The organism is Mycobacterium colombiense (genome assembly GCF_003284935.1).
Lineage (GTDB): Bacteria > Actinomycetota > Actinomycetes > Mycobacteriales > Mycobacteriaceae > Mycobacterium > Mycobacterium arosiense_A.
The window spans coordinates 99,876-121,569 of record NZ_QMEV01000004.1 but is presented as its reverse complement, the minus strand read 5'-3'; the positions used below and the strand labels follow the sequence as shown (position 1 = coordinate 121,569).

At 70.3% G+C, this 21,694-nt stretch carries 23 protein-coding genes; 12 read left to right on the top strand and 11 right to left on the bottom strand.

What is annotated here, in order from left to right; genetic code table 11:
- Window positions 1-33: 33 nt before the first annotated feature.
- Entirely contained in the window at window positions 34-945 is a 912-nt protein-coding gene (locus DQP57_RS03575) for an N-acetylglutamate synthase, CG3035 family (protein ID WP_112631672.1), read from the bottom strand.
- On the bottom strand, window positions 945-1,538 hold the full coding sequence (locus DQP57_RS03570; protein WP_112631671.1) for a peptide deformylase: 594 nt from the start codon (window positions 1,536-1,538) through the stop codon (window positions 945-947). Before DQP57_RS03570 ends, DQP57_RS03575 begins: the two co-directional genes overlap by 1 nt.
- 202 nt (window positions 1,539-1,740) lie before the next feature.
- Between DQP57_RS03570 and DQP57_RS03565 the strand changes: the two genes are divergently transcribed.
- From DQP57_RS03565 to DQP57_RS03535, 7 genes are read left to right on the top strand one after another with little or no spacing between them, the layout of a single operon-like run.
- Window positions 1,741-2,049 (top strand): DUF3263 domain-containing protein, encoded by a 309-nt coding sequence (locus DQP57_RS03565; protein ID WP_007768412.1) that lies wholly within the window; start codon window positions 1,741-1,743, stop codon window positions 2,047-2,049.
- Window positions 2,050-2,068: 19 nt separating this feature from the next.
- Entirely contained in the window at window positions 2,069-2,545 is a 477-nt protein-coding gene (locus DQP57_RS03560; protein ID WP_112631670.1) for a LytR C-terminal domain-containing protein, read from the top strand.
- A gap of 21 nt (window positions 2,546-2,566) precedes the next feature.
- Window positions 2,567-3,247 carry a superoxide dismutase[Cu-Zn] gene (gene sodC / locus DQP57_RS03555; protein ID WP_112631669.1) on the top strand — a complete coding sequence of 227 codons (681 nt, stop codon included), beginning with the start codon at window positions 2,567-2,569 and terminating at the stop codon, window positions 3,245-3,247.
- Window positions 3,228-4,367: a glutamate--cysteine ligase gene (locus DQP57_RS03550; protein WP_430917828.1), complete on the top strand. Its 1,140-nt coding sequence runs from the start codon at window positions 3,228-3,230 to the stop codon at window positions 4,365-4,367. The genes sodC and DQP57_RS03550 overlap by 20 nt, the downstream gene beginning before the upstream one ends.
- Window positions 4,367-5,005 carry an LON peptidase substrate-binding domain-containing protein gene (locus DQP57_RS03545; protein WP_112631667.1) on the top strand — a complete coding sequence of 213 codons (639 nt, stop codon included), beginning with the start codon at window positions 4,367-4,369 and terminating at the stop codon, window positions 5,003-5,005. The genes DQP57_RS03550 and DQP57_RS03545 overlap by 1 nt, the downstream gene beginning before the upstream one ends.
- A 27-nt stretch (window positions 5,006-5,032) precedes the next feature.
- Window positions 5,033-6,055: a TIGR03617 family F420-dependent LLM class oxidoreductase gene (locus tag DQP57_RS03540; protein ID WP_112631666.1), complete on the top strand. Its 1,023-nt coding sequence runs from the start codon at window positions 5,033-5,035 to the stop codon at window positions 6,053-6,055.
- Window positions 6,052-6,870 carry an enoyl-CoA hydratase-related protein gene (locus DQP57_RS03535; RefSeq protein WP_112631665.1) on the top strand — a complete coding sequence of 273 codons (819 nt, stop codon included), beginning with the start codon at window positions 6,052-6,054 and terminating at the stop codon, window positions 6,868-6,870. Before DQP57_RS03540 ends, DQP57_RS03535 begins: the two co-directional genes overlap by 4 nt.
- 13 nt (window positions 6,871-6,883) lie before the next feature.
- On the opposite strand, the gene DQP57_RS03530 is transcribed toward DQP57_RS03535, so the two are convergent.
- Both DQP57_RS03530 and DQP57_RS03525 read right to left on the bottom strand, forming a co-directional pair.
- On the bottom strand, window positions 6,884-7,804 hold the full coding sequence (locus DQP57_RS03530) for an SDR family NAD(P)-dependent oxidoreductase (RefSeq protein ID WP_112631664.1): 921 nt from the start codon (window positions 7,802-7,804) through the stop codon (window positions 6,884-6,886).
- A complete protein-coding gene (locus tag DQP57_RS03525; RefSeq protein ID WP_112631663.1) occupies window positions 7,801-8,586 on the bottom strand; it encodes a DUF2867 domain-containing protein in 786 nt (261 codons plus the stop codon). The genes DQP57_RS03530 and DQP57_RS03525 overlap by 4 nt, the downstream gene beginning before the upstream one ends.
- Before the next feature lie 21 nt (window positions 8,587-8,607).
- Here DQP57_RS03525 and DQP57_RS03520 point away from each other — a divergent pair, with 21 nt between their 5' ends.
- A complete protein-coding gene (locus DQP57_RS03520; RefSeq protein ID WP_112631662.1) occupies window positions 8,608-9,204 on the top strand; it encodes a TetR/AcrR family transcriptional regulator in 597 nt (198 codons plus the stop codon).
- On the opposite strand, the gene DQP57_RS03515 is transcribed toward DQP57_RS03520, so the two are convergent.
- From DQP57_RS03515 to DQP57_RS03505, 3 genes are read right to left on the bottom strand one after another with little or no spacing between them, the layout of a single operon-like run.
- Window positions 9,178-11,364, bottom strand: coding sequence for an AAA family ATPase (locus tag DQP57_RS03515; protein ID WP_112631661.1), 2,187 nt, complete (start codon window positions 11,362-11,364; stop codon window positions 9,178-9,180). The two genes, DQP57_RS03520 and DQP57_RS03515, sit on opposite strands and share 27 nt — an antisense overlap.
- Window positions 11,361-12,224 carry a CDP-diacylglycerol--serine O-phosphatidyltransferase gene (gene pssA, locus DQP57_RS03510; RefSeq protein ID WP_112631660.1) on the bottom strand — a complete coding sequence of 288 codons (864 nt, stop codon included), beginning with the start codon at window positions 12,222-12,224 and terminating at the stop codon, window positions 11,361-11,363. The genes DQP57_RS03515 and pssA overlap by 4 nt, the downstream gene beginning before the upstream one ends.
- Window positions 12,221-12,943 (bottom strand): phosphatidylserine decarboxylase, encoded by a 723-nt coding sequence (locus DQP57_RS03505; RefSeq protein WP_112631659.1) that lies wholly within the window; start codon window positions 12,941-12,943, stop codon window positions 12,221-12,223. Before DQP57_RS03505 ends, pssA begins: the two co-directional genes overlap by 4 nt.
- Window positions 12,944-13,008: 65 nt before the next feature.
- Between DQP57_RS03505 and DQP57_RS03500 the strand changes: the two genes are divergently transcribed.
- Window positions 13,009-14,220, top strand: a complete 1,212-nt coding sequence (locus tag DQP57_RS03500; RefSeq protein ID WP_112631658.1) for an MFS transporter — start codon at window positions 13,009-13,011, stop codon at window positions 14,218-14,220.
- 6 nt (window positions 14,221-14,226) lie between these two features.
- On the opposite strand, the gene moeA is transcribed toward DQP57_RS03500, so the two are convergent.
- From moeA to DQP57_RS03485, 3 genes are all read right to left on the bottom strand, one after another.
- Window positions 14,227-15,432, bottom strand: coding sequence for a molybdopterin molybdotransferase MoeA (moeA, locus tag DQP57_RS03495; RefSeq protein ID WP_112631657.1), 1,206 nt, complete (start codon window positions 15,430-15,432; stop codon window positions 14,227-14,229).
- Window positions 15,433-15,452: 20 nt separating this feature from the next.
- On the bottom strand, window positions 15,453-16,391 hold the full coding sequence (locus tag DQP57_RS03490) for an SDR family NAD(P)-dependent oxidoreductase (RefSeq protein ID WP_112631656.1): 939 nt from the start codon (window positions 16,389-16,391) through the stop codon (window positions 15,453-15,455).
- A 603-nt stretch (window positions 16,392-16,994) separates the two neighbouring features.
- The gene (locus DQP57_RS03485) at window positions 16,995-17,489 is read right to left on the bottom strand and encodes a cupin domain-containing protein (protein WP_112631655.1); all 495 of its coding nucleotides are present in this window, start codon (window positions 17,487-17,489) and stop codon (window positions 16,995-16,997) included.
- A 29-nt stretch (window positions 17,490-17,518) separates the two neighbouring features.
- Between DQP57_RS03485 and DQP57_RS03480 the strand changes: the two genes are divergently transcribed.
- On the top strand, window positions 17,519-18,217 hold the full coding sequence (locus DQP57_RS03480) for a M24 family metallopeptidase (RefSeq protein ID WP_112631654.1): 699 nt from the start codon (window positions 17,519-17,521) through the stop codon (window positions 18,215-18,217).
- Here the strand turns inward: DQP57_RS03480 and DQP57_RS03475 are convergent.
- A complete protein-coding gene (locus DQP57_RS03475) occupies window positions 18,214-19,128 on the bottom strand; it encodes an SDR family NAD(P)-dependent oxidoreductase (protein ID WP_112631653.1) in 915 nt (304 codons plus the stop codon). The two genes, DQP57_RS03480 and DQP57_RS03475, sit on opposite strands and share 4 nt — an antisense overlap.
- Before the next feature lie 103 nt (window positions 19,129-19,231).
- Between DQP57_RS03475 and DQP57_RS03470 the strand changes: the two genes are divergently transcribed.
- Both DQP57_RS03470 and groL read left to right on the top strand, forming a co-directional pair.
- On the top strand, window positions 19,232-19,798 hold the full coding sequence (locus DQP57_RS03470) for a TetR/AcrR family transcriptional regulator (RefSeq protein WP_165821742.1): 567 nt from the start codon (window positions 19,232-19,234) through the stop codon (window positions 19,796-19,798).
- 185 nt (window positions 19,799-19,983) lie between these two features.
- On the top strand, window positions 19,984-21,609 hold the full coding sequence (groL, locus tag DQP57_RS03460) for a chaperonin GroEL (protein WP_007768358.1): 1,626 nt from the start codon (window positions 19,984-19,986) through the stop codon (window positions 21,607-21,609).
- The last annotated feature ends 85 nt before the right edge of the window (window positions 21,610-21,694 follow it).

Below are 21,694 nucleotides of genomic sequence, written 5' to 3'. Positions count from 1 at the left end.
GGTCGCCGGCGTCGATCGTGCCTTCGGGCATGGCTAGACGCTATCCCAGACGCCCGGGCGCACCGGGACGTAGCGGCGGCGGTGGTGCAGCCGGAAGCCGAGCGCCCCGGCAAGCGTCGCCACGCCGGCGTCGGGCGCCCGCAGGTAGCCGCGCGTCGCACCGCGATTCGCGCCCCACGCCAACAACGCCTCGCACAGCTGCGCCGCCGCGTGCTCGTCGGCGCCGGCCACCGAGCCCACCGCCGAGATGCCGACCCACCGCGCGCCATCGGGTGCCTCGGTCACCGCGGCGCGCGCGACGGCGATGCCGCGATGCGTGCCGAACATGAGCTCCCCGTCGACGACGGCGGTGAGCACGTCGACCGGAACGTGGCCGTCGTGGATGCGCAGCCAGCCGTCATCGGGCAGCGGTGTCAACGTGATGGACGGGTCGGCCTCGGGGGCGCTCACCTCGGAAAGGTCGCGCACGACAAGCTGTTCCGTGCACTCGTCGGCCAGCCCGGGCGGGGGCGTCAGCATCCGGTCGGGCAGGGCCAGCCGCGGCGTCAGGCCGCGGCGCTCGTACCAGTCGACGATGGCCGGAACCGTGCTCACCTGGGCAGAAATATCAAGCGGCACAGCGGAATTCGCGGCCACATCGACGCCATGGCCGGCGCGCAGCAGCCAGCCGTCCAGCCAGGTGCGCTCCGCGCCCGGCCAGGCCGCGCCGGCGGCATGCTCGAGCGCGCGGATCTGTGAGGTGCGAATGGGGGCGTCGGTGAGCACCCGCAGCGCCACCGCGTCGGACGGCGCGAACTCGACGACCGCGCCGGTCTTCGTGCGCACCCGCACCAGCGGGTCGACCGCCAACAGGTGTCCGACCGCGTCGGTCAACGGCGGCACCGAACCGGCCGGGCGGCGGTAGCGCACGGTCACCCGGGTGCCGGGCTCGGGCCACGAGAGCATCAGTGACCGAACGGGTCCGGTCCCTCCCCGGGCATCCAGGAGAGGCCGGGAACGCCCCAGTTGTGGGATTTGACGGCGCGTTTCGCGCTGCGCGCGTGCCGGCCGATGAGACGGTCCAGGTAGAGGAAACCATCCAGGTGCCCGGTCTCGTGCTGCAGCATCCGGGCGAACAGGTCGCTGCCTTCGATGGAGATCGGCGTCCCGTCGGCGTCGAGTCCGGTGACCCGCGCCCACTTGGCGCGCCCGGTGGGGAACGACTCGCCGGGCACCGACAGGCAACCCTCGTCGTCGTTCTCCGGATCGGGCATGGTCTCGGGTATCTCGGAGGTTTCCAGGATGGGGTTGACGACGACGCCGCGCCGCCGGTCGGTGCGGCCCCGGTCGTCGGCGCAGTCGTAGACGAAGACCCGCAACCCGACCCCGATCTGGTTGGCGGCCAACCCCACCCCGTGCGCGGCGTCCATGGTGTCGTACAGGTTGGTGATCAACTCGGCCAGATCCGCCGGCAGTGAACCGTCGGCAGCGACCGGCACCGGCTGTGTCGGGGTGTGCAGGACGGGATCTCCCACGATGCGGATCGGAACGACTGCCATGGTCGGCTAAGCTACCGCACGCCCGCGAGCTGTTCGGCCGGCGATCGGCGTCTGGGCAATCTTGGTCAATCGGCCGACTCGCGGGTCTGGATGACGGCTTGAGGGTTTGGCGCGTGTTTCAATTATCGCCGAAACACGCCCTTAGCTAAGTCAAGTCATTCGAGCAGTTCGGAATTCGCCGAAAGGGTCCAGGGGAAGCGATATGGACAGCGCCATGGCGCGGGCAAATCGATCGGGGGACGACTCTGAGATCGCAGATGGGCTGACCCGCCGCGAGCACGACATCCTGGCCTTCGAGCGCCAGTGGTGGAAGTTCGCGGGTGTGAAGGAAGACGCCATCAAAGAGTTGTTCTCGATGTCGGCGACGCGGTACTACCAGGTGCTCAACGCGCTCGTCGACCGGCCCGAGGCGCTGGCCGCCGACCCGATGCTGGTGAAACGGCTGCGCAGGCTGCGCGCCAGCAGGCAGAAGGCGCGCGCGGCGCGGCGCCTCGGCTTCGAGGTGACCTGACTCGTTACAGTAGGGCTCGATGAAAGAACGAGTTCCCGACTCCACTGGGCTGCCCCTACGGGCCATGGTGATGGTGCTGTTGTTCCTCGGCGTCATTTTCCTGCTGCTCGGTTGGCAGGCTCTGGGTTCGTCCGGGAGCTCCGACGACGATTCGGCATCGCCGGCCTCCAGCGCGAGCGCCAGCAGTTCCACGTCCGCGTCGCCGACCACCAAGCCGGCGAGCACGCAGGCCGAGGTGCAGATCTACAACATCTCCTCGAAAGAGGGTGTGGCCGCACGCACCAAGGACCAACTGACCTCCGCCGGTTTCAAAGTCACCAAGGTCGACAACATGACCGTGCCCGACGTCTCGGCCACCACGGTGTACTACACCGACGCCGGCGACGAGCACGCCACCGCCGACGCGGTGGGCAAAAACCTGGGCGTGCCCGTCGAACCCCGAATTCCCGCGCTCAGCGGCGAGCCGCCGGGTGTCATCGTCCTCGTCGCGGGCTAACTCCGCGCTAGGCTGCTGGCTATGCCCAAGCTGCCCGCGTTGGTACTGGCCGGTTGCGTCGTGCTGTTAGGCGCCTGCTCGTCGCCCCAGCAGGCGTCGTCGGTGCCGGGCACCACCCCCGCGATCTGGACGGGATCGCCCTCGCCGTCGGGCGCCAAGGCCTCCGAGGCCGGGCCCGCGGCGGCGCCGAGCGTCATCACGCACCTCAAGGCGCCGGACGGAACCCAGGTGGCGACCGCGACGTTCGAATTCAACAACGGCTATGCCACCGTCACCATCGAGACGACCGCCAACGGTGTGCTCGCGCCCGGCTTCCACGACGTGCACGTCCACCAGGTCGGCAAGTGCGAGCCCAACTCGGTCGCCCCGACCGGCGGCGCGGCGGGCGACTTCCTGTCCGCCGGCGACCACTTCCAGGCGCCCGGGCACGCGGGCGAGCCCGCCAGCGGGGCCCTGCCCTCGTTGCAGGTGCGCAAGGACGGCTCCGGGATGTTGGTCACGACCACGGACGCCTTCGCGATGGACGATCTGCTCACCGGGCAGAAGACCGCGATCATCATCCACGCCGGTGCAGCCAGCTCCGCCAATGCCCCATCGGGGCGCACCAACCAGACCAGCGGCACGCCGGGCCCGGACGACATGACGATGAGCACCGGTGACCCCGGCAAGCGGGTGGCGTGCGGTGTCATCGGTGCAGGCTAAACGGGCCGTCTCCCGCATCGACTTCGCCCGTTCACCGCGGCCGACCCTCGGGGTGGAATGGGAGTTCGCCCTCGTCGACGCCCACACCCGCGACCTGAGCAACGAAGCCACCGCCGTGATCGCCGAGATCGGCGAAAACCCGCGTGTGCACAAGGAATTGCTGCGCAACACCGTCGAAGTGGTCACCGGCATCTGCCAATCCGCGGGCGAGGCGATGGAGGATCTGCGCCAGACCCTGGGGCCCGCGCGCCGCATCGTGCGGGATCGCGGCATGGAGCTGTTCTGTGCCGGCGCACACCCGTTCGCGCAGTGGACCTCTCAGAAACTCACCGACGCCCCGCGCTATGCCGAACTGATCAAGCGCACCCAGTGGTGGGGACGGCAGATGTTGATCTGGGGCGTGCACGTGCACGTCGGCCTGTCCTCGCCGAACAAGGTGATGCCGATCATGACGTCACTGCTCAACTACTACCCGCACCTGCTGGCGCTGTCCGCCTCCTCGCCGTGGTGGGCGGGCGTGGACACCGGTTACGCGAGCAACCGGGCGATGATGTTTCAGCAGCTGCCCACCGCCGGGCTGCCGTTCCAATTCCAGACCTGGGCGGAGTTCGAACGCTTCGTCCACGACCAGAAGAAGACCGGCATCATCGACCATGTCGACGAAGTCCGTTGGGACATCAGGCCTTCACCGCACCTGGGCACGCTGGAAATGCGGATCTGCGACGGCGTGTCCAACCTGCGCGAGCTGGGCGCGCTGGTCGCGTTGACCCATTGCCTGGTGGTCGACCTGGACCGCCGGCTCGAAGCCGACGAGTCGTTGCCGAGCATGCCGCCCTGGCACAACCAGGAGAACAAGTGGCGCGCCGCGCGCTACGGCCTGGACGCGGTGATCATCCTGGACGCCGACAGCAACGAGCGACTGGTCACCGAGGATCTCGACGACGTGCTGAACCGGCTGGAGCCGGTGGCCAGAAAGCTGAATTGCGTCGACGAGCTGGCCGCGGTGGCCGACATACCCCGCCAGGGTGCCTCCTACCAACGGCAGCGGCGGGTGGCCGAAGAACATGACGGCGACCTGCGCGCGGTCGTCGACGCGCTGGTGGCCGAACTGGAAATCTGATGACGGAACCCCTTGAGCTGGCCATGTTTCCGCTGGAGTCGGCGCTGCTGCCCGACCAGGACCTGCCGCTGCGGATCTTCGAGCCGCGCTACGTCGCGCTGGTGCGTCATTGCACGGACACCGGTGAGCCGTTCGGGGTGGTCCTGATTTCGCGCGGGCGTGAGGTCGGCGGCGGCGATGCGCGCTGCGACGTCGGCGTGCTGTCGCGGATCACCGAATGCGTCGACCACGGCGCCGGCCGGTATTCACTGAATTGCCGGACCGGGGAACGAATCCGGGTGATCGAATGGCTGCCCGACGAGCCCTACCCCCGGGCGAGGGTCACGCCGTGGCCCGACGAGCCCGGCGACGCGGTCTCGGACGCCCAGCTGCTCGACGTCGAAGACCGGGCCATGGCGCTGTTCGAGCGGATCGCGCAGGCGCGCGACATCAAGCTGCCGGGCCGCGAGGTGATCCTGGGCGACGAGCGGGGCGGTCCGGCCGGAAAGCGCCTGCTCGCGTTGGCATCTCGCATCCCGATCGGCACGGCCGATCGCTATTCGGTGCTGTCCGCGCCGACGGCCGCCGCCCGCCTCGCCGCGCTGCGCGAGGCCGTGGACGCGGTCGCCGAAGTGGTGGAGTTTCAGCTTTCCGAATGACGGGCGGGTTTCGCAGAAGGGCGGTGCATGAAGGTACAGCTTCAGGTCAGCGGTTCGCCGGCGCAGGCGGCCGCAAGCGCCGCCGAGATCGCCGCGACGGGCGCGGACGGATTGTTCACCTTCGAGGGCCAACACGATGTCTTCTTCCCGCTGCTGATCGCCGCAGGCACGACCGGCCTGGACCTGATGACCAACGTCGCGATCGCCCCGCCGCGCAGCCCCTTGCACATGGCGCACTCCGCGTACGATCTGCAGCTCTACAGCGGCGGCCGGTTCCGCCTCGGCCTCGGCTCACAGATCAAGGTGCACATCGAAAAGCGTTATGGCGGTAGATGGGAACCTCCGGCCCCGCGAATGGCCGAAGCCATCGCCGCGATCAAGGCGATCTTCGCCGCGTGGGAAGGCCAGGCCCGATTGGACTTTCGCGGCGAGTTCTACACCCACACCATCATGGCGCCCAACTTCAACCCCGGGCCCAATCCGTTCGGGCCGCCCCCGGTGCTGCTGGGCGCGCTGGGTCCGGTGATGACGCGCACCGCCGCCGAGGTCGCCGACGGCCTCTTGGTGATGCCGTTCAACAGCGCCCGCCACTTCGCCAACCGCACCGTGGCCGCCATCGCCGAGGGGCTGCGCCGCTCGGGGCGCAGGTTCGATGAGTTCCAGGTCATCGCCCAGGCCATGGTGGCCGTCGGGCGCGACGAGTCCGACCTGGAGGCCGCGGTCAACGGGGTGGCTTCCCTGATCGCGTTCTACGGCTCGACACCGGCCTACCTCCCCGTGCTCGAGGTCGAGGGCTGGGCCGAGGCGCAGCCCGAACTCAACGCGCTGTCCAAGCAGGGCCGCTTCGCCGACATGCGGCGGCTGATCACCGACGAGATGGTCGCGCGGATCGGGATCGTCGGCACGCCCGAGCAATGCGCGGAGCAGATCGCCGCGCGGTTCGGTGCGCACGCCGACGAGGTGTGCTGCTATTTCCCCGGCTACACGCCGCGCCGCGCGGACGTCGCCGACATGATCGGCGCCCTGCACCGGGTGCCCGCGCTGCCATGAGCGAGGACCTGACGGTCGACATCGACTCGGGCGTGGCGGTCCTCACCCTCAACCGGCCCGAACACCTCAACGCCTACACCGCCGAGATGGGCGCGCTGCTGAGCCGCGCGTACCGCGAGTGCGACGACGATGACGACGTGCGGGCCATCGTGGTGACCGGGGCCGGACGCGCCTTTTGCGTCGGGGCCGATTTCTCCGGCGACACAAGCCCTTTCGATGCGCCCGCCGATCCAGGCGCGTTCTCGGCGTCGCCGATCACGCCGGCCGCCTTCGAATTGCGCAAACCGGTGATCGCCGCCGTCAACGGCCACGCCATCGGAATCGGCCTAACCATCGCGCTGCAGGCCGACCTCCGCATCGTCGCCGAGGACGCGAAATACGGTGTGGTGCAGGTCCGCCGGGGCGTGCTGCCCGACTGCATGGCGCATTGGACCTTGACCCAGCTGACCAGCCTGGGCGTGGCCGCCGACATCATGTTGACCGGGCGGACCTTCGGCGGCGCCGAGGCCGCCGCGCTCGGCGTCGCCAACCGTGCGCTGCCCGCCGACCGGGTGCTCGACCACGCGCTGACCGTGGCCCGCGACATCGCGGACAACGTCGCGCCGCTGTCGGCCGCGCTGTGCAAACGCCTGCTGTGGGACACCGCGATCCATCGCTACACGCCGCGACAGGTCGCCGCGCTGGAAACCGCCCTGCACGAGCGGGTGATGGGCGGCGACGACGCCGGGGAGGGTGTCGCCGCGTTCCTCGAGCACCGGCCGCCGAACTTCACCGCGCGGCTGTCCCGCGAGTGGACGCCGCTTCCCGATCCGTGAACCCGGCGCGCGGTCACCGTGTCGCGCAGAGCCTTTCGGAGAGCTCCCACAGTTCGGCCGCGCGCCGCGGGTCGCGGGCGTGTGGCGCGGCCTCGCTGATCCGGCAGTCCTCAAGGTAGAGGCCGCCCCGGTCGGCCAGCTCCGGGGCGATTGCGGCCCACACCTGGGTGGCCGCACCCTGTTCGGGCATGACGAAGTCGAGGAAACCGTCGGAGGGCTCGGGCCGGTTCTCGGCGGCGAGCGCGCGCAGCTGCGAGAAATCCGCGCGCGACATGTACCGCGCGAGGGAGGTGGCCACGGTGCCCGGATGCACGGCGTAGGACCGGATTCCGTCCCCGCGCAGGCGCCGGTCGGCTTCCACGGCGTGCAGGACGTTCGCCGTCTTGGACGCCCCGTAGGCGGCGAACTTGTCGTACTCGCGGCGCTCCCAGTTGGGGTCGTCGAAGTCGACGTCGCCCATCACGTGGCCGCCCGATGACAGGGACACGATCCGGGCCCCGCCGGCGGCGGCGAGCTGGGGGATGAGCAACCGGGTGAGCTCGAAGTGGCCGAAATGGTTTGTCCCGATTTGCAATTCGAAGCCGTCCTGGGTGCGCCCGAACGGCGTGAACATGACTCCTGCGTTGTTCATCAGCACGTCGAGGACCGGGGCTATCTCGGCGATCGCGGCCGCCGCGGCGCGCACGCTGGACAGCGCCGTGAGGTCCAGCGGCACCGTCGACGTCCGCGCGCCGGCGACCTCGGCCGCGATCCACCGCGCCACCTCCGCGAGGGCGTCGGCGTTGCGGGCGGCCAAGATGACGTGCGCGCCGGCGGCGGCCAGCGCCCGGGCGGCCTCGCGACCCAGGCCCGATGAGGCGCCGGTGATCACACACGTCATGGGGGACAGGTCGACCCCGTCGACGATCTGCAGCGCGGTCGGGCGTTCGGTCATGCCGGCACACGCTGCCACACCGCGGCGCGCTTCATCAGCCGCGGCGCCACGGCCCGGTGCAGCGGGCCGACGAAAGCCCAGACCGTTCGGCCGGCGGTTTTGCGGCAGTACTGCACGCGAGTGGTGAGGCTGGCACGCGGACCGTCCTGGCGGCGCAGCGTCAACTCGCCGAGCATGAGTGGCCCGCGCGCCGTCAGCACGAGCTCGTCGCGATCCGACCGCGCGATCGTCCAGCCGATGATGTGCTCGGCCGACGAATGCGGCCCGAGGCGCAATCTCAGCACGTGGCGGTGGATCCACGGGACGACGCCACCGCCCCCGCTCCGCCCGACCGCATCGCGGAAGGTCTGTTCGGCGGTGCGTGAGTCGCCTTGCGGGAGAGGGACTTCGAAGACGTCCGTGTAATCGGCCCGCTCGGCGGCCGCCGCGATGCGTTTGAGCGTCCAACGGACGGCGAGGCGGTGCCCCCCGGTGCCGATGACGAGCACCCGGTAGACCTTGCCGTGTAGGCCCGGGAAGGCCGCCCAGGTCGCCGAGCGCACGCGGGTGCGGCCGCCGGCGACGGGGTCCAACTCGAACGCCCACCGGTAGACGGCGAAGGGGTGGCGGCCCTTGAGCGCGAACCGCGCCGGCGGCCGGGCCTTGTCCAGCGTGAAGCCGACCGGCACCGTCGACGGGTCGTGCGGGTCGCGGCACATCACCCGCAGCAGCGCCGACCACGTGTCGTCGCGGTTCGCGTCGATGGTTATGGCATGCTCATCGATATAGGGTAATCGTTCCATATAGAAGGAATGTACTAGATCATGGCCCCTCCGCGGAAGCACGAAACCGATGTGATTCTCGACGCCGCCCGAATGCTGGTGCTCGACGGCGGTCCGCGAGCCGCCAGCGTGGCCGCGATCGCGAAAGCCAGTGGCGCACCGGCGGGCACGTTGTATCACCGGTTCGGTAACCGCGACGGCATCCTCACCGCGGCCTGGCTGCGCGCGCTGCGCCGCTTCCAGGAGCGGGCGCTGGCCGCCGACGGCCAGACCCCGATGGAGGCCGCCGTCGCGATGGCCGTGGCCGCCGTCGGCTTCGCGCGGGCCCTGCCCGAGGACGCCCGGCTGCTGTTGACGATCCGGCCCGGCGACCTGCTCGACGACGAGCCGGACGCGGCGTTCCGGCACACACTCGCCGAGATGAACGCCCCGCTGACCGACCGCGTCGCCACGCTGGCGCGCGAACTCTATGGGAACTCCCGGCCGCGATCCGTCGACGCGGTCGCGCGCGCGGTGGCCGATCTGCCCTACGCCGTCGTGCGGCGTCACGCGCACGACGACCCGATGCCGTCCTGGCTGGAAAAGGACGTGGCGGCGTCGGCGCGGGCCGTGCTACAAAGCTTTGGTGAACGCCCGTAGCGATTCGACCTGCGTGGGATCCAAAGAGGGACGGACGTTTTCGCGCGCCGCGGCGAGGTCGGCGGCCGTCACGTCGGTGGCGTCGATGGAGCGGCGCATCGCGGTCAGTGCGGCCTCGCGCAGCAGCGCCACGCAGTCGGCCGCGCTGTAGCCGTCGAGTCCGGCCGCCACCTCGTCGAGATCGACATCGGCGCTCAACGGAATGGATTTGCCTGCGGTGCGCAGGATTTCGCGGCGGGCCGCGGCGTCGGGCGGTTCGACGAACACCAGCCGCTCGAGCCGGCCCGGGCGCAGCAGCGCGGGGTCGATGAGGTCGGGCCGGTTGGTGGCGCCCAGCACCACCACGTCGCGCAGCGGGTCGACGCCGTCGAGTTCGGTCAGCAGCGCCGCCACCACGCGATCGGTGACACCGGAGTCGAAGCTCTGCCCGCGTCGGGGCGCCAGCGCGTCCACCTCGTCGAGGAAGACCAGCGAGGGCGCCGAATCGCGGGCGCGCCGAAACAGTTCGCGCACCGCCTTTTCCGAGCTGCCCACCCACTTGTCCATCAGCTCGGAGCCCTTCACGGCGTGCACGGACAGCTGACCGGTGCTGGCCAGCGCGCGCACGATGAAGGTCTTGCCGCAGCCCGGCGGCCCGTACAGCAGCACCCCGCGCGGCGGTTGCACACCCAGGCGGGCGAAGGTGTCGGGATGCTGCAACGGCCACAACACGGCCTCGGTCAGCGCCTGGCGGGCCTCGGCCATGTCGCCGACGTCGTCGAGGGTGATGTTGCCGACGCTGACCTCCTCGCTGGCCGAGCGGGACAGCGGCCGGATCACGGTCAGCGCACCGGCCAGGTCCTCCTGTTTCAGCTCCGGCGGCAGGCCGTCGGAGCTGGCCCGCGACGCCGCCCGCAGCGCCGCCTCACGCACCAGCGCGGCTAGGTCGGCGACCACGAAACCCGGTGTGCGAGAGGCTATCTCGTCGAGGTCGAGGTCGCTGATGGGCACGTTGCGCAGCAGCGACTCCAGCAGCGCCTTGCGGGTGCCGGAATCGGGAAGCGGCAGGCCCAGCTCACGGTCGCACAGGTCGGGGGCCCGCAGCCGGGCGTCGAGCTGGTCGGGCCGCGCCGAGGTGGCGATCAAGGCGACGCCCTCGCTGGCCACCGCGGCGCGCAGCTCGCCGAGGATCAGGGATGCCACTGGTTCGGCGGTGGCTGGCAGCAGGGCATCGACGTCGGTGATCAGCAGCACCCCGCCTCCGTCGCGGACCGCCTGCACCGCCGACGCCACCGCCTTGAGCCGGTCCTCGGCGGCCAGCGCGCCGACCTCGGGGCCGTCGAGCGTGACCAGCCTGCGGTCGCCGCAGACCGCGCGCACCAGGGTCACCTTGCCCACGCCGGCCGGGCCCGAGACCAGCACGCCGAGGTTGGCGCCGGCGCCCAACGTCTTGAGCAGATGCGGTTCGTCGAGCGCGAGCTTGAGCCACTCGACCAGCTTGGCGGCCTGGGGCTGGGTGCCCTTGAGTTCCTCGACGACCATCTCCGGCCTGGCGTTCTCGACCGATATCCGCGACGCGGCACCGGCGCTCGACGGAACACCGCTGCCCCAGGTGACCAGCGAGTTGGGCTGCACGCTCACCGGGCCCTCGGGGTCGGTGCCGGTGACCGTCAACAGCTCCGAGGTCCAGCTGATCCCCACCGCGGTGGCCAGCGCGCGGGTGGCCTCTGACGTCGAGGTGCCCGGGCCCAGGTCGCGGGGCAGCAGCGATACGGCGTCCCCCACGGTAATCACCTTGCCCAGCAAGGCTTGTCGCAACGTGACCGGCGTGATCGACTGGGTGGCCAGCGTCGAGCCGGCCAGCGTCACCGATCGCGCGCCGTAGACGGTGACCGCGCCGACGACCACCGGGGTTCCCTCGCGCAGGCCCGCGTTGGACAGCGTCACGTCGTCGAGCAGCACGGTGCTCACCGGCGTGTCCGGGCCGGCCAGGCCGGCGACCGCCGCCGTGGTCCGAGAGCCGATCAGCGACACCGCGTCCCATTCCCGAATGCCCAGTGCGGCAATGGCATTCGGGTGCATTCGGATGACACCGCGGCGGGAGTCCACGGCGGAGGTGTTCAGCCGGGCGGTCAGAGTGAGTTGACGGGCCGGGCCCGCGTCGTCGCCGGAGCGACTCAAGGCAGGCGCCTGCCCGGCTTGCGCAGGCCCAGCCGCGCCATCGACCGGCGGTTGGGTTGGGCCCGGCGGATCGCCCGCCGCGCGGCGCGGCGCTGCTTGGGCTCGTGATCCCACGCCTCGGGATGCGCGGCCAGCCAGCGCGAGTTGCGGATGGCGAACGGCACATGGCACAGGTAGGCGACGATGAGCACCCAGATCAACACGTAGGGCGCCAGCACGGCGGCCGCCGCGCAGATCGCCAAGACCGCCAGCAGGGGTGCCGCCCAGCTCGGCGGCACCGCGACCGCGTGCATCTTACGCATCGGGATCTTGCTGACCATCAGGATCGACGTCCCGGTGATCCAGCTGCAGAGGAACAGCGGTGACGTCCACCAGCCGTCCCCGAACTGCAGCTTGAGTCCGATCAGGCCGATCATCGAGATCGCGCCGGCCGGCGCGGGCATGCCGACGAAGAACTCGTGCGCGTAGGACGGCTGACTGCCGTCGTCCTGCAAGGCGTTGAACCGTGCCAGCCGCAACACCACGCAGACCGCGTAGAGCAGGATCACCACCCAGCCGGCCGGCGACTTGGTCAGCAGCGTCACGTAGAGCACGATCGCCGGCGTCACGCCGAAGTTCACGGCGTCGGCCAGCGAGTCGATCTCCTCACCCATCCGCGACTGGGCGTCCAGGATGCGGGCCACCCGCCCGTCGAGCCCGTCCAGGATCGCGGCCGCCGCGATCAGCGCCATGGCCGCCTTGGGCTGGTGTTCGAGGGCGAACCGGATCGAGGTCAAGCCCGCACAGACCGAGAGCACCGTCATCGCGCTCGGCAGGATCTGCAGGTTGACCGCCGGCCGTCCGCGCGGCTTGCTGATCATGGCAGCTCGGCCAGCACGGTCTCGCCGGCGATCGCGCGCTGGCCGACCTTCACCAGCGGCTCGGCGCCCGGCGGCAGGTAGGTGTCCAGCCTGGAGCCGAACCGGATCAGGCCGTAGGTGTCCCCGATCGACAGCTTGTCCCCGACGTGCGCGTCGCAGATGATGCGCCGGGCCAGCAACCCGGCGACCTGCACCGCGACGACGTCCGCGCCGTCGGGGGTGCGGATGCGCAGGCTGGTGCGCTCGTTCTCGGTGCTCGCGGCGGCCAGGTCGGCCGAGCCGAAGCGGCCCGGCCGGTGCTGCACGGCGATCACCTCGCCGCTGACCGGCGCGCGCTGCACGTGCGCGTCCAGCAGCGACAGGAAGATGCTGACCCGCGGCAGCGGCGCGTCGCCCATGTTCAATTCGGCGGGCGGGGCGGCGAAGTCGATCACGCAGATCTCGCCGTCGGCGGGTGCGACGATCGCGCCCGGCCGGGTGGGTGGCACCCGCGGGGGATGCCGGAAGAATCCCGCGCAGGCACCGGCGGCCAGCAGGCCCGCCCGTCGCAGCCATCGATGCCTGCGGCCGACCAGGGCCAGCGCCAGCCCGGCGCCGACGAACGGTCGCCCGGCCGGATGCACCGGTGGGACGGCGGAGCGCACCAATTCCAGTGCATGCTGCGGGCTGAAGCCCGGGTCTTGAGCGGAGGGGCCGACAGTGCGGGGGCGGCGTGCCACGCGGCCATCTTACGGAGCCCGCGACTGATTCGTAGCGGCCCGCAGGGGGAACGCCCACCTTCGACATGCAATCGCACAGCGCCGATCGACCGGCAGTACGAGTGCGCCGGGCGAAAGTCGCGGTCACGGCGGTCTTCGTCGCCCACGGGACGATGTTCTCGTCCTGGGCCGCCCACATTCCCCACGTCAAGGCCGAACTCGGCCTTTCCGACGCGGCGCTTGGAACGGCGCTGTTCGGTGCGCCGCTGGGATCGGTGGTGGCCACCGCGCTGTGCCACTGGGCGCTGCCCCGCTGGGGTAGCCACCGGCTGATCCCGGTCACGGTGGCCGGCTATGCGGCGGCCGGAATGACGGTGGGCCTGGCCCGATCCGGGGCTTGGTTGTTCGCGGCGCTGGCGCTGTGGGGACTGTTCCAGGGTGCGCTGGACGTCGCGATGAACACCCAGGCCGGCACGGTGGAGCGGCTCGCCGAGGCTCCGATCATGGCGCGCTTCCACGGCATGTGGAGTGTCGGGGCGCTGGTGGGAGCGGTGATCGGGGCGGGGTGCGTCACCGCGGGCGTCGGCCTGACGGTCCAGCTGGCGGCGCTCGGACTGGTCGTCCTGATCGTGGCGGAAACGCTGACCCGGCGCCTGATCCCCGACGCGGCGGAGAGGGCGGCGCCGTCGGGCCGGCCGGAAGGCAACCGCGCGTGGCTGACGCCGACGGTGGCGATCCTGGCGGCCGTGTCGTTCGCCTCGTTTCTGTGTGAAGGCGCCGCCACCGACTGGTCGGCCAACTACCTGCGCAACGTCCTCGGCGCCGGCCCGAGCGTCGCCGCGGTGAGCTACGCCGCCTACACGGGCGCGATGGTGGTCACCCGGTTCGGCGCCCCGCGGCTGCACGCGCGGGCGCCCAGTCGCCGGCTGCTGCCCGCGCTGGCGCTGGTGGCCGTGGTGGGCATGAGCGTGATGCTGGCGAGCCCCAACCCCTGGATCGGCGTGCTCGGTTTCGCGGCGTTGGGCGCCGGCGTGGCGTTGCTGGTGCCGACCGCCTTCAGCGCGGCCTACGGCGCGAGCGGCGCCGGATCGGCGATCGCCATCGTGGCCGCGACCGGCTGGCTGGGTTATCTGCTCGGGCCGCCACTGATCGGGCACCTGTCCGGTCGGGTGGGGCTGTCGGCTGCGCTGGTCACCATTCCCGTGATGATGGCGATCGTCGGCATCGCCATCCGCTGCACCCCGGCTTTCGACAAGGCCGACGAGTTCCATCGCGACGTGGCCACGCCCGCGGCCTAGTGAGCCCTAGCGCAGATCCCAGACCTGCAACGGGGTGCCCTCGGGCACCTCGACGACGTCCTCGGGGATGTCCAGCAGCCCGTTCGCCGACGCCAGCCACCGCAGGTGATGCGACGCCGGCGGCCCGTAGCTGGTGACCGTGCCGGCGTCGTCGCTCAGCACCGCGCGCCGGAATTGGCGCTTGCCGCGCGGTGAGGTCAACGACTCGGCGAGCACGGCGGTGCGATGCGGACGGTCCGGGTCCGGCAGACCCATGGCCCGGCGCAGCGCGGGACGGATGAACACCTCGAAGGACACCAGCGCGCTGACCGGGTTGCCGGGCAGCGTGACGATCGTCGCGCCGGCCACCCGTCCCACGCCTTGGGGCATGCCCGGCTGCATCGCGACTTTGACGAATTCCACACCCTGGTCGCCCTCGCGGCCGAAGGCGTCCTTGACCACCTCGTAGGCGCCGGCGCTGACGCCGCCGCTGGTGATGATCAGGTCCGCGTCAGCCGCGTATCGGTCGACGATCGAACTGAATTGCGCCACTTCGTCTTCCGCGGTCGCGACGGCGACCAGTTCGGCGCCCGCATCCCGGACGGCGCCGGCCAGCATGATCGAATTGGACTCGTAGATCTGCCCGGGCTGCAGCGCGGTGCCCGGCGTCACCAGCTCCGATCCGGTCGAGATCACCAGCACCCGCTGACGCGGAATCAGCCGCAGCTCGGCGATTCCCAGCGCCGCCGCCAGGCCGAGCACCGCGGGCGTCACGACCTGCCCCTGCCTCAACACGGTGGTGCCGGGGGAGACGTCCTCGCCCGCGTGCCGGATATGCCTGCCCGCCTCGCGCGGCGCGCGGATCGACACGACGTCCACGCCGCCGTCGGTGTCCTCCACCGGCACGACGGCGGTCGCCCCGGCGGGCAGCGGTGCGCCCGTCATGATCCGGTGGGCCGTGCCGGGCTGCAGCGTCAGTTGATCGGTGCGCCCGGCCGGAATGTCTTCGGCGACGGGCAGCACCACCGGGTGTTCGGGTGTGGCGGTCGAGATGTCTTCGGCGTGCACCGCGTAGCCGTCCATCGCCGAGTTGTCGAAGACCGGCAACGCCAGCTGCGCCACCACGTCTTCGGCCAGCACCAGGTCCTGGGCCTCGGTGAGCGGGACCGCGACCGGCGGGCGGGGGCGAATCAACTCGGTGACCACCCGCTGATGTTCGGCGACTGAGCGCATCGGAGCCATTATGTCCCGGGTCAGACCGGGAAGCTGACGCCGGTGAGCTCTTCGGACACGGCCCAGAGCCGGCGCTGCAGTTCCTCGTCGTGGGACTGGGCGCTGGACTCGACCAGCTTCGGGCGGCCCCGCTGTTCGAGGAATCCCGACGGGCCGTAGTACTGCCCGCCCACGACGGCCGGATCGGTGGCGGCCCGCAGCGTCGGCAACGCGCCCATGGCCGGGCTCTGGAACAGCACCGGCCCCAGCACGGCCTTCACCGGCCGGAACACGCTCGGCAGGTTGCGGGCCAACTCGGTGTTGGAGCCGCCGGGATGCGCGGCGACGGCGATGGTCTTCGCGTCGGCCTTGGCCGCCAGCCGTCGCTGCAGCTCGTAGGTGAACAGCAGGTTGGCCAGCTTGGACTGCCCGTAGGCCGCCATCCGGTCGTACCGGCGTTCTGACTGCAGGTCGTCGAAGTGGATCGCGGCGCGTAGCCGGTGGCCCAGGCTGCTGACCGTCACCACCCGCGAATCCCGCACCACCAGCAGGTTTTCGAGCAGCAGCCCGGTCAGCGCGAAGTGGCCCAGATGGTTGGTGCCGAACTGCAATTCGAAACCGTCCCGGGTGACCTGCTTGGGCGTCCACATCACGCCCGCGTTGTTGATCAGCAGGTCGATGCGCGGGTAGGCCGTGCGCAGCGCGTCGGCGGCCGACCGGATCGCGTCCAGCGAGGTCAGATCCAGCTGTTGCAGCGTGACGTCCGCGCGCGGGCTGGCGGCGACGATGCGCGACAGCGCCGCGTTGCCCTTCTCGAGGTTGCGCACCGCGAGCACGACGTGGGCGCCGCGGTAGGCCAGCACGGCGGCCGCCTCATACCCGATGCCGGTGTTCGCGCCGGTGACGACGACGACGCGGCCGCTCTGGTCCGGGACGTCGCCCTCCGACCAGTTGCGGTTCTCTGTGTCGTTGGAAGCCATGGCCCAAAACATACTCATCGGCGGTCGACCCGGTCGGGTTGGGCGACGGCCCTGTGACGGTTCGGCGTGTCGTGTCCTTTGCGAAAAACCGTTACCCGGACGGCGATTTCCACCGGATCCGACGCGCTCGTGGGGCTCGTCGAGGGTGGGGGAGTCGCACGCTCGCCGCGATCGCGCCCCACGTGCAGCGCTACGTCGACGGCGACCTGAGGGGCGTGACGTAACGGCGGCCCGGCGCGCGTTGTACGCGCGGCCCTCGGGTCATCGCGGCCGGTGCGAGCGACAGGCGTGCCCGGGCGCGATCGCGCACTCCTCGCCCGCCCCGTTGATAGCCGCCGACCCGGGTGCTGCGTTCCCGCACGGCGACGGGCGTGGGTGGGCGGGGCCGAAAGTCCGGTGTGCTGCGGGGTTTTGGGCGTTTGATCCGCAGGCTGATCATCACCGGGGCGCTCATCGACCAATCGATCCTCTGCCGCATCCAGGCCGCAGCCCGTTTCGACGGCTTCCGCGTTCGCACGGACACACCCTACGCCCACTGTTCCCGCGCTCGGCGTCACCGTCAGAAACGTTACGGCGGAACGAATTTCGGGTTAACGCCAGGGTTTATTGCACCCAGAAATTATCGTGGCGGATGAACCATTCCCGGCGTTCGTCGTCGGTCATATCCGCCAGTGCCGCAAAGGCTTCGAAGTATGCCTCGCGCGGTGCGCCGGGCGCGAACAGCATCAGAATCGATGCCGGTTCGTCCGCCTCGTTGCGAAAACCGTGGACGCCCCCGGGTGGCACGTAGAGGAAGTCGCCTTGGTGGCCGTCCGTCCACTGGGTGCCCTCGTAGAGTTTCATCGTCCCGGACAGGACGAAGAACGCCTCGGACATGGCGCGGTGGAAATGCGCCGGCGGGCCGCCGCCGGCCGGGGCGATATCGACCCGGTAGAGCCCGTAGTCGCCGGCGGTGTCCTGTTGGTTGGCCAGGTAGTGGTACTTGACCCCGGTGGTCTCGTAGTCGGGGGGCTCTTCGGCCCGCTTGAGCCAGGCGCTGATCTCCGGTTCGTCCTTGGTGTAGCGGGCTGGCGGGTAGGGCGGCACGACGAGGGACATGGTTCCAGTGTGCGCATAACATCGCCGGTGTGAAGGGATCGAGCGCCGAAGACGTTCGCGTGCAACGGCTGCTGGACGCCGAGGACAAGGCCGGGCGGCTGTTCGACGAGATCGAGCGGCGGGCCATGATCCGCCCCGGGCTGGCCGAAAAGGAACTCTCCGACCAGATCCACGACCTCGCCGGGGAGATGTTCGGGGTGACGCGGCACTGGCACCGGCGGATCGTGCGGGCCGGGGAGAACACGCTGCAGCCGTTCCACGAACGCCCGCCGGACCGGGTGATCGTCGACGACGACATCGTCTTCCTGGACCTGGGGCCGATCTTCGAGGACTGGGAGGCCGATTTCGGGCGGACGTTCGTGCTCGGCGACGACCCGCACAAGATGGCCGTTCGCGACGCGCTGCCGCGGGTGTGGCAGGCCGGCCGCGACCACTTCGCGAGCAATCCCGAGATCACCGGCGCCGAGCTGTTCGACTACGTCGTCGGCGTGGCCCGCGCCGAGGGCTTCGACTGGGGCAGCCGCATCGCGGGCCACCTGATCGGCGAATTCCCGCACAAGAAGATCGCCGGCCCGGGCGTCCAGTGGTACATCATGCCCGGATCGACCAAGCCGATGCGCCGCACCGATCCGCGCGGGCGCATCTGTCACTGGATCCTCGAGATCCACCTCGTCGATCGCGCACGCGGTTTCGGCGGCTTCTACGAACAGCTGCTCGACCTCAGTTAATCGAGGGGATAGACCACCCCGGTGAGCTCCTCGGAAATCGCCCACAGCCGGCGCTGCCGGTCGGCATCGTGCGACTTCTTGCTGGAGCCCACGATCGTCGGGTAGCCGCGGGTCTGGCCGAGGCCGTCGGGACCGTAGTACTGCCCACCGAGCACCGCCGGGTCGGTGGCCGCGCGCAGGGTGGGCAGCGCGCCCATGGCCGCGTCCTGAGCAATCCGCGAGAAGAACAGGTCGACGGCGGGCTTCAGCAGCGTGGGCGTGTAGCGACCCAATTCGGTGTTCGAACCGCCGGGGTGCGCGGCGGCGGCGATCGTCGTGCCGTGCGGGGCGAGCCGTCGTTGCAGTTCGTAGGTGAACAGCAAGTTGGCCAGCTTGGCCTGCCCGTAGGCGGCGACGCGGTTGTAGCGGCGCTCCCAGTGCAGGTCGTCGAAGTGAATGTCGGCGAGGATGCGGTGGCCGACGCTGCTGACCGTGACGATCCGCGAGCCGGCGACCGGCAGCAGCCGGTCCAGCAGCAGACCGGTGAGGGCGAAGTGGCCCAGGTGGTTGGTGCCGAACTGCAGCTCGAAGCCATCCTTGGTGGTCGACTTCGGCGTGTACATCACCCCGGCGTTGTTGATCAGCAGGTCGATGCGGTCGTGTGCGGAGCGCAGCTGTTCGGCGGCCGCGCGGACGGACTCCAGCGAGGTGAGGTCGAGTTCCTGCAGAGCGACGTCGGCGTCGCGGCTCTCGGCGGTGATGCGCGCGACGGCGTCCTTGCCCTTGTCCAGGTTGCGCACGGCCAGCACCACGTGGGCGCCGTGCGCGGCCAGCGCCTTGGCGGTCTCGTAGCCCAGGCCGGTGTTGGCCCCGGTGATGACGGCGACCCGGCCGGTCTGGTCGGGAATGTCCGCGGTGGTCCACTTCGCCATGACAGGCTCCTTGAACTTGTAGAGTAAACGGGGCGGGCGCTCCGGTTGACTCCGACTATACGGAACGCACGCCCCGCTTTGTCAACCGATGGGTGATGAACAGATGGCACAGCCCGAACGCCGGTTACGCGCCGATGCGGCGCGCAACCGCGCGCGCGTGCTGGAGGTCGCCTACGACACCTTCGCGGCCGAGGGCCTGTCGGTGCCCATCGACGAGATCGCGCGCCGGGCCGGCGTCGGGGCCGGCACCGTCTACCGGCACTTCCCGACCAAGGAAGCGCTGTTCCAGGCGGTTATCGAGGACCGGATGCAGCGGCTGGTCGACGACGGCCGCGCACTGCTGCACTCCGAAGGCTCCGGCGAGGCGCTCTTCGCCTTCCTGCGGTCGATGGTGCTGCAGTGGGGCGCGACGGATCGTGGTCTGGCCGACGCGCTGGCCGGGCTTGGCGTCGACATCGCCACCGCCGCCCCCGACGCCGAGGACGCCTTCCTGGCCATGCTCGACGAGCTGCTGCGAGCCGCGCAGCGGGCGGGCACCGCGCGCCGGGATGTCGGGGTCCGCGAAGTGAAGGCGATCATGGTCGGCTGCCAGGCGATGGAGGCATACAACTCGGCGTTGGCCGAGCGGGTTACCGACGTCGTCGTCGACGGTTTACGCGCTGGGCGATAGGGCTGACCGCTTCTTGCACTCGACATGGGCGAGTGCTAAGAATGACGTTGGCACTCGCGACCAGTGAGTGCTAGGTCGGGACGGTGAGGCCAGGGCCGCGCCAAGCGGGAGACACCTAGCCGTCCGTCGCGGGCACTGCACCCGGCCAGAACGTGTCATCCCCAATCCGGAGGAATCACTTCGCAATGGCCAAGACAATTGCGTACGACGAGGAGGCCCGTCGCGGCCTCGAGCGGGGGCTCAACGCCCTCGCCGACGCGGTAAAGGTGACGTTGGGTCCCAAGGGCCGCAACGTCGTCCTGGAGAAGAAGTGGGGCGCCCCCACGATCACCAACGATGGTGTGTCCATCGCCAAGGAGATCGAGCTGGAGGACCCCTACGAGAAGATCGGCGCCGAGCTGGTCAAGGAAGTCGCCAAGAAGACCGACGACGTCGCCGGTGACGGCACGACGACGGCCACGGTGCTGGCCCAGGCGTTGGTCCGCGAGGGCCTGCGCAACGTCGCGGCCGGCGCCAACCCGCTGGGTCTGAAGCGCGGCATCGAGAAGGCCGTCGAGAAGGTCACGGAGACCCTGCTCAAGTCGGCCAAAGAGGTCGAGACCAAGGACCAGATCGCTGCCACCGCGGCCATCTCCGCGGGCGACCAGTCGATCGGCGACCTGATCGCCGAGGCGATGGACAAGGTCGGCAACGAGGGCGTCATCACCGTCGAGGAGTCCAACACCTTCGGCCTGCAGCTCGAGCTCACCGAGGGCATGCGGTTCGACAAGGGCTACATCTCGGGCTACTTCGTCACCGACGCCGAGCGTCAGGAAGCCGTCCTCGAGGACCCCTTCATCCTGCTGGTCAGCTCCAAGGTCTCGACCGTCAAGGACCTGCTGCCCCTGCTGGAGAAGGTCATCCAGGCCGGCAAGCCGCTGCTGATCATCGCCGAGGACGTCGAGGGCGAGGCGTTGAGCACCCTGGTCGTCAACAAGATCCGCGGCACCTTCAAGTCGGTGGCCGTCAAGGCCCCCGGCTTCGGTGACCGCCGCAAGGCGATGCTGCAGGACATGGCCATCCTCACCGGTGGCCAGGTCATCAGCGAAGAGGTCGGCCTGTCGCTGGAGAGTGCCGACGTCGCCCTGCTGGGTAAGGCCCGCAAGGTCGTCGTCACCAAGGACGAGACCACCATCGTCGAGGGCGCCGGTGACTCCGACGCCATCGCCGGCCGGGTGGCCCAGATCCGCAGCGAGATCGAGAACAGCGACTCCGACTACGACCGCGAGAAGCTGCAGGAGCGCCTGGCCAAGCTGGCCGGCGGTGTTGCGGTGATCAAGGCCGGAGCCGCGACCGAGGTCGAGCTCAAGGAGCGCAAGCACCGCATCGAGGACGCGGTCCGCAACGCCAAGGCCGCCGTGGAGGAGGGCATCGTCGCCGGTGGTGGCGTGGCCCTGCTGCACGCGACCCCGTCGCTGGACGAGCTGAAGCTCACCGGTGACGAGGCGACCGGCGCGAACATCGTCCGCGTGGCGCTCGAGGCTCCGCTGAAGCAGATCGCCTTCAACGGTGGTCTGGAGCCCGGCGTGGTCGCCGAGAAGGTCCGCAACTCGCCCGCCGGTACCGGCCTGAACGCCGCGACCGGTGAGTACGAGGACCTGCTCAAGGCCGGCGTCGCCGACCCGGTGAAGGTGACCCGTTCGGCGCTGCAGAACGCGGCGTCCATCGCGGGCCTGTTCCTCACCACCGAGGCCGTCGTCGCCGACAAGCCGGAGAAGGCGGCCGCACCCGCGGGCGACCCGACCGGTGGCATGGGCGGCATGGACTTCTAAGTCCGACGACTCAAGTACGGGAAAAGCCCGGCCCCCCATCAGGGGCCGGGCTTTTTCGTTGCGACTGCCGGTCCGCCTTTACCGA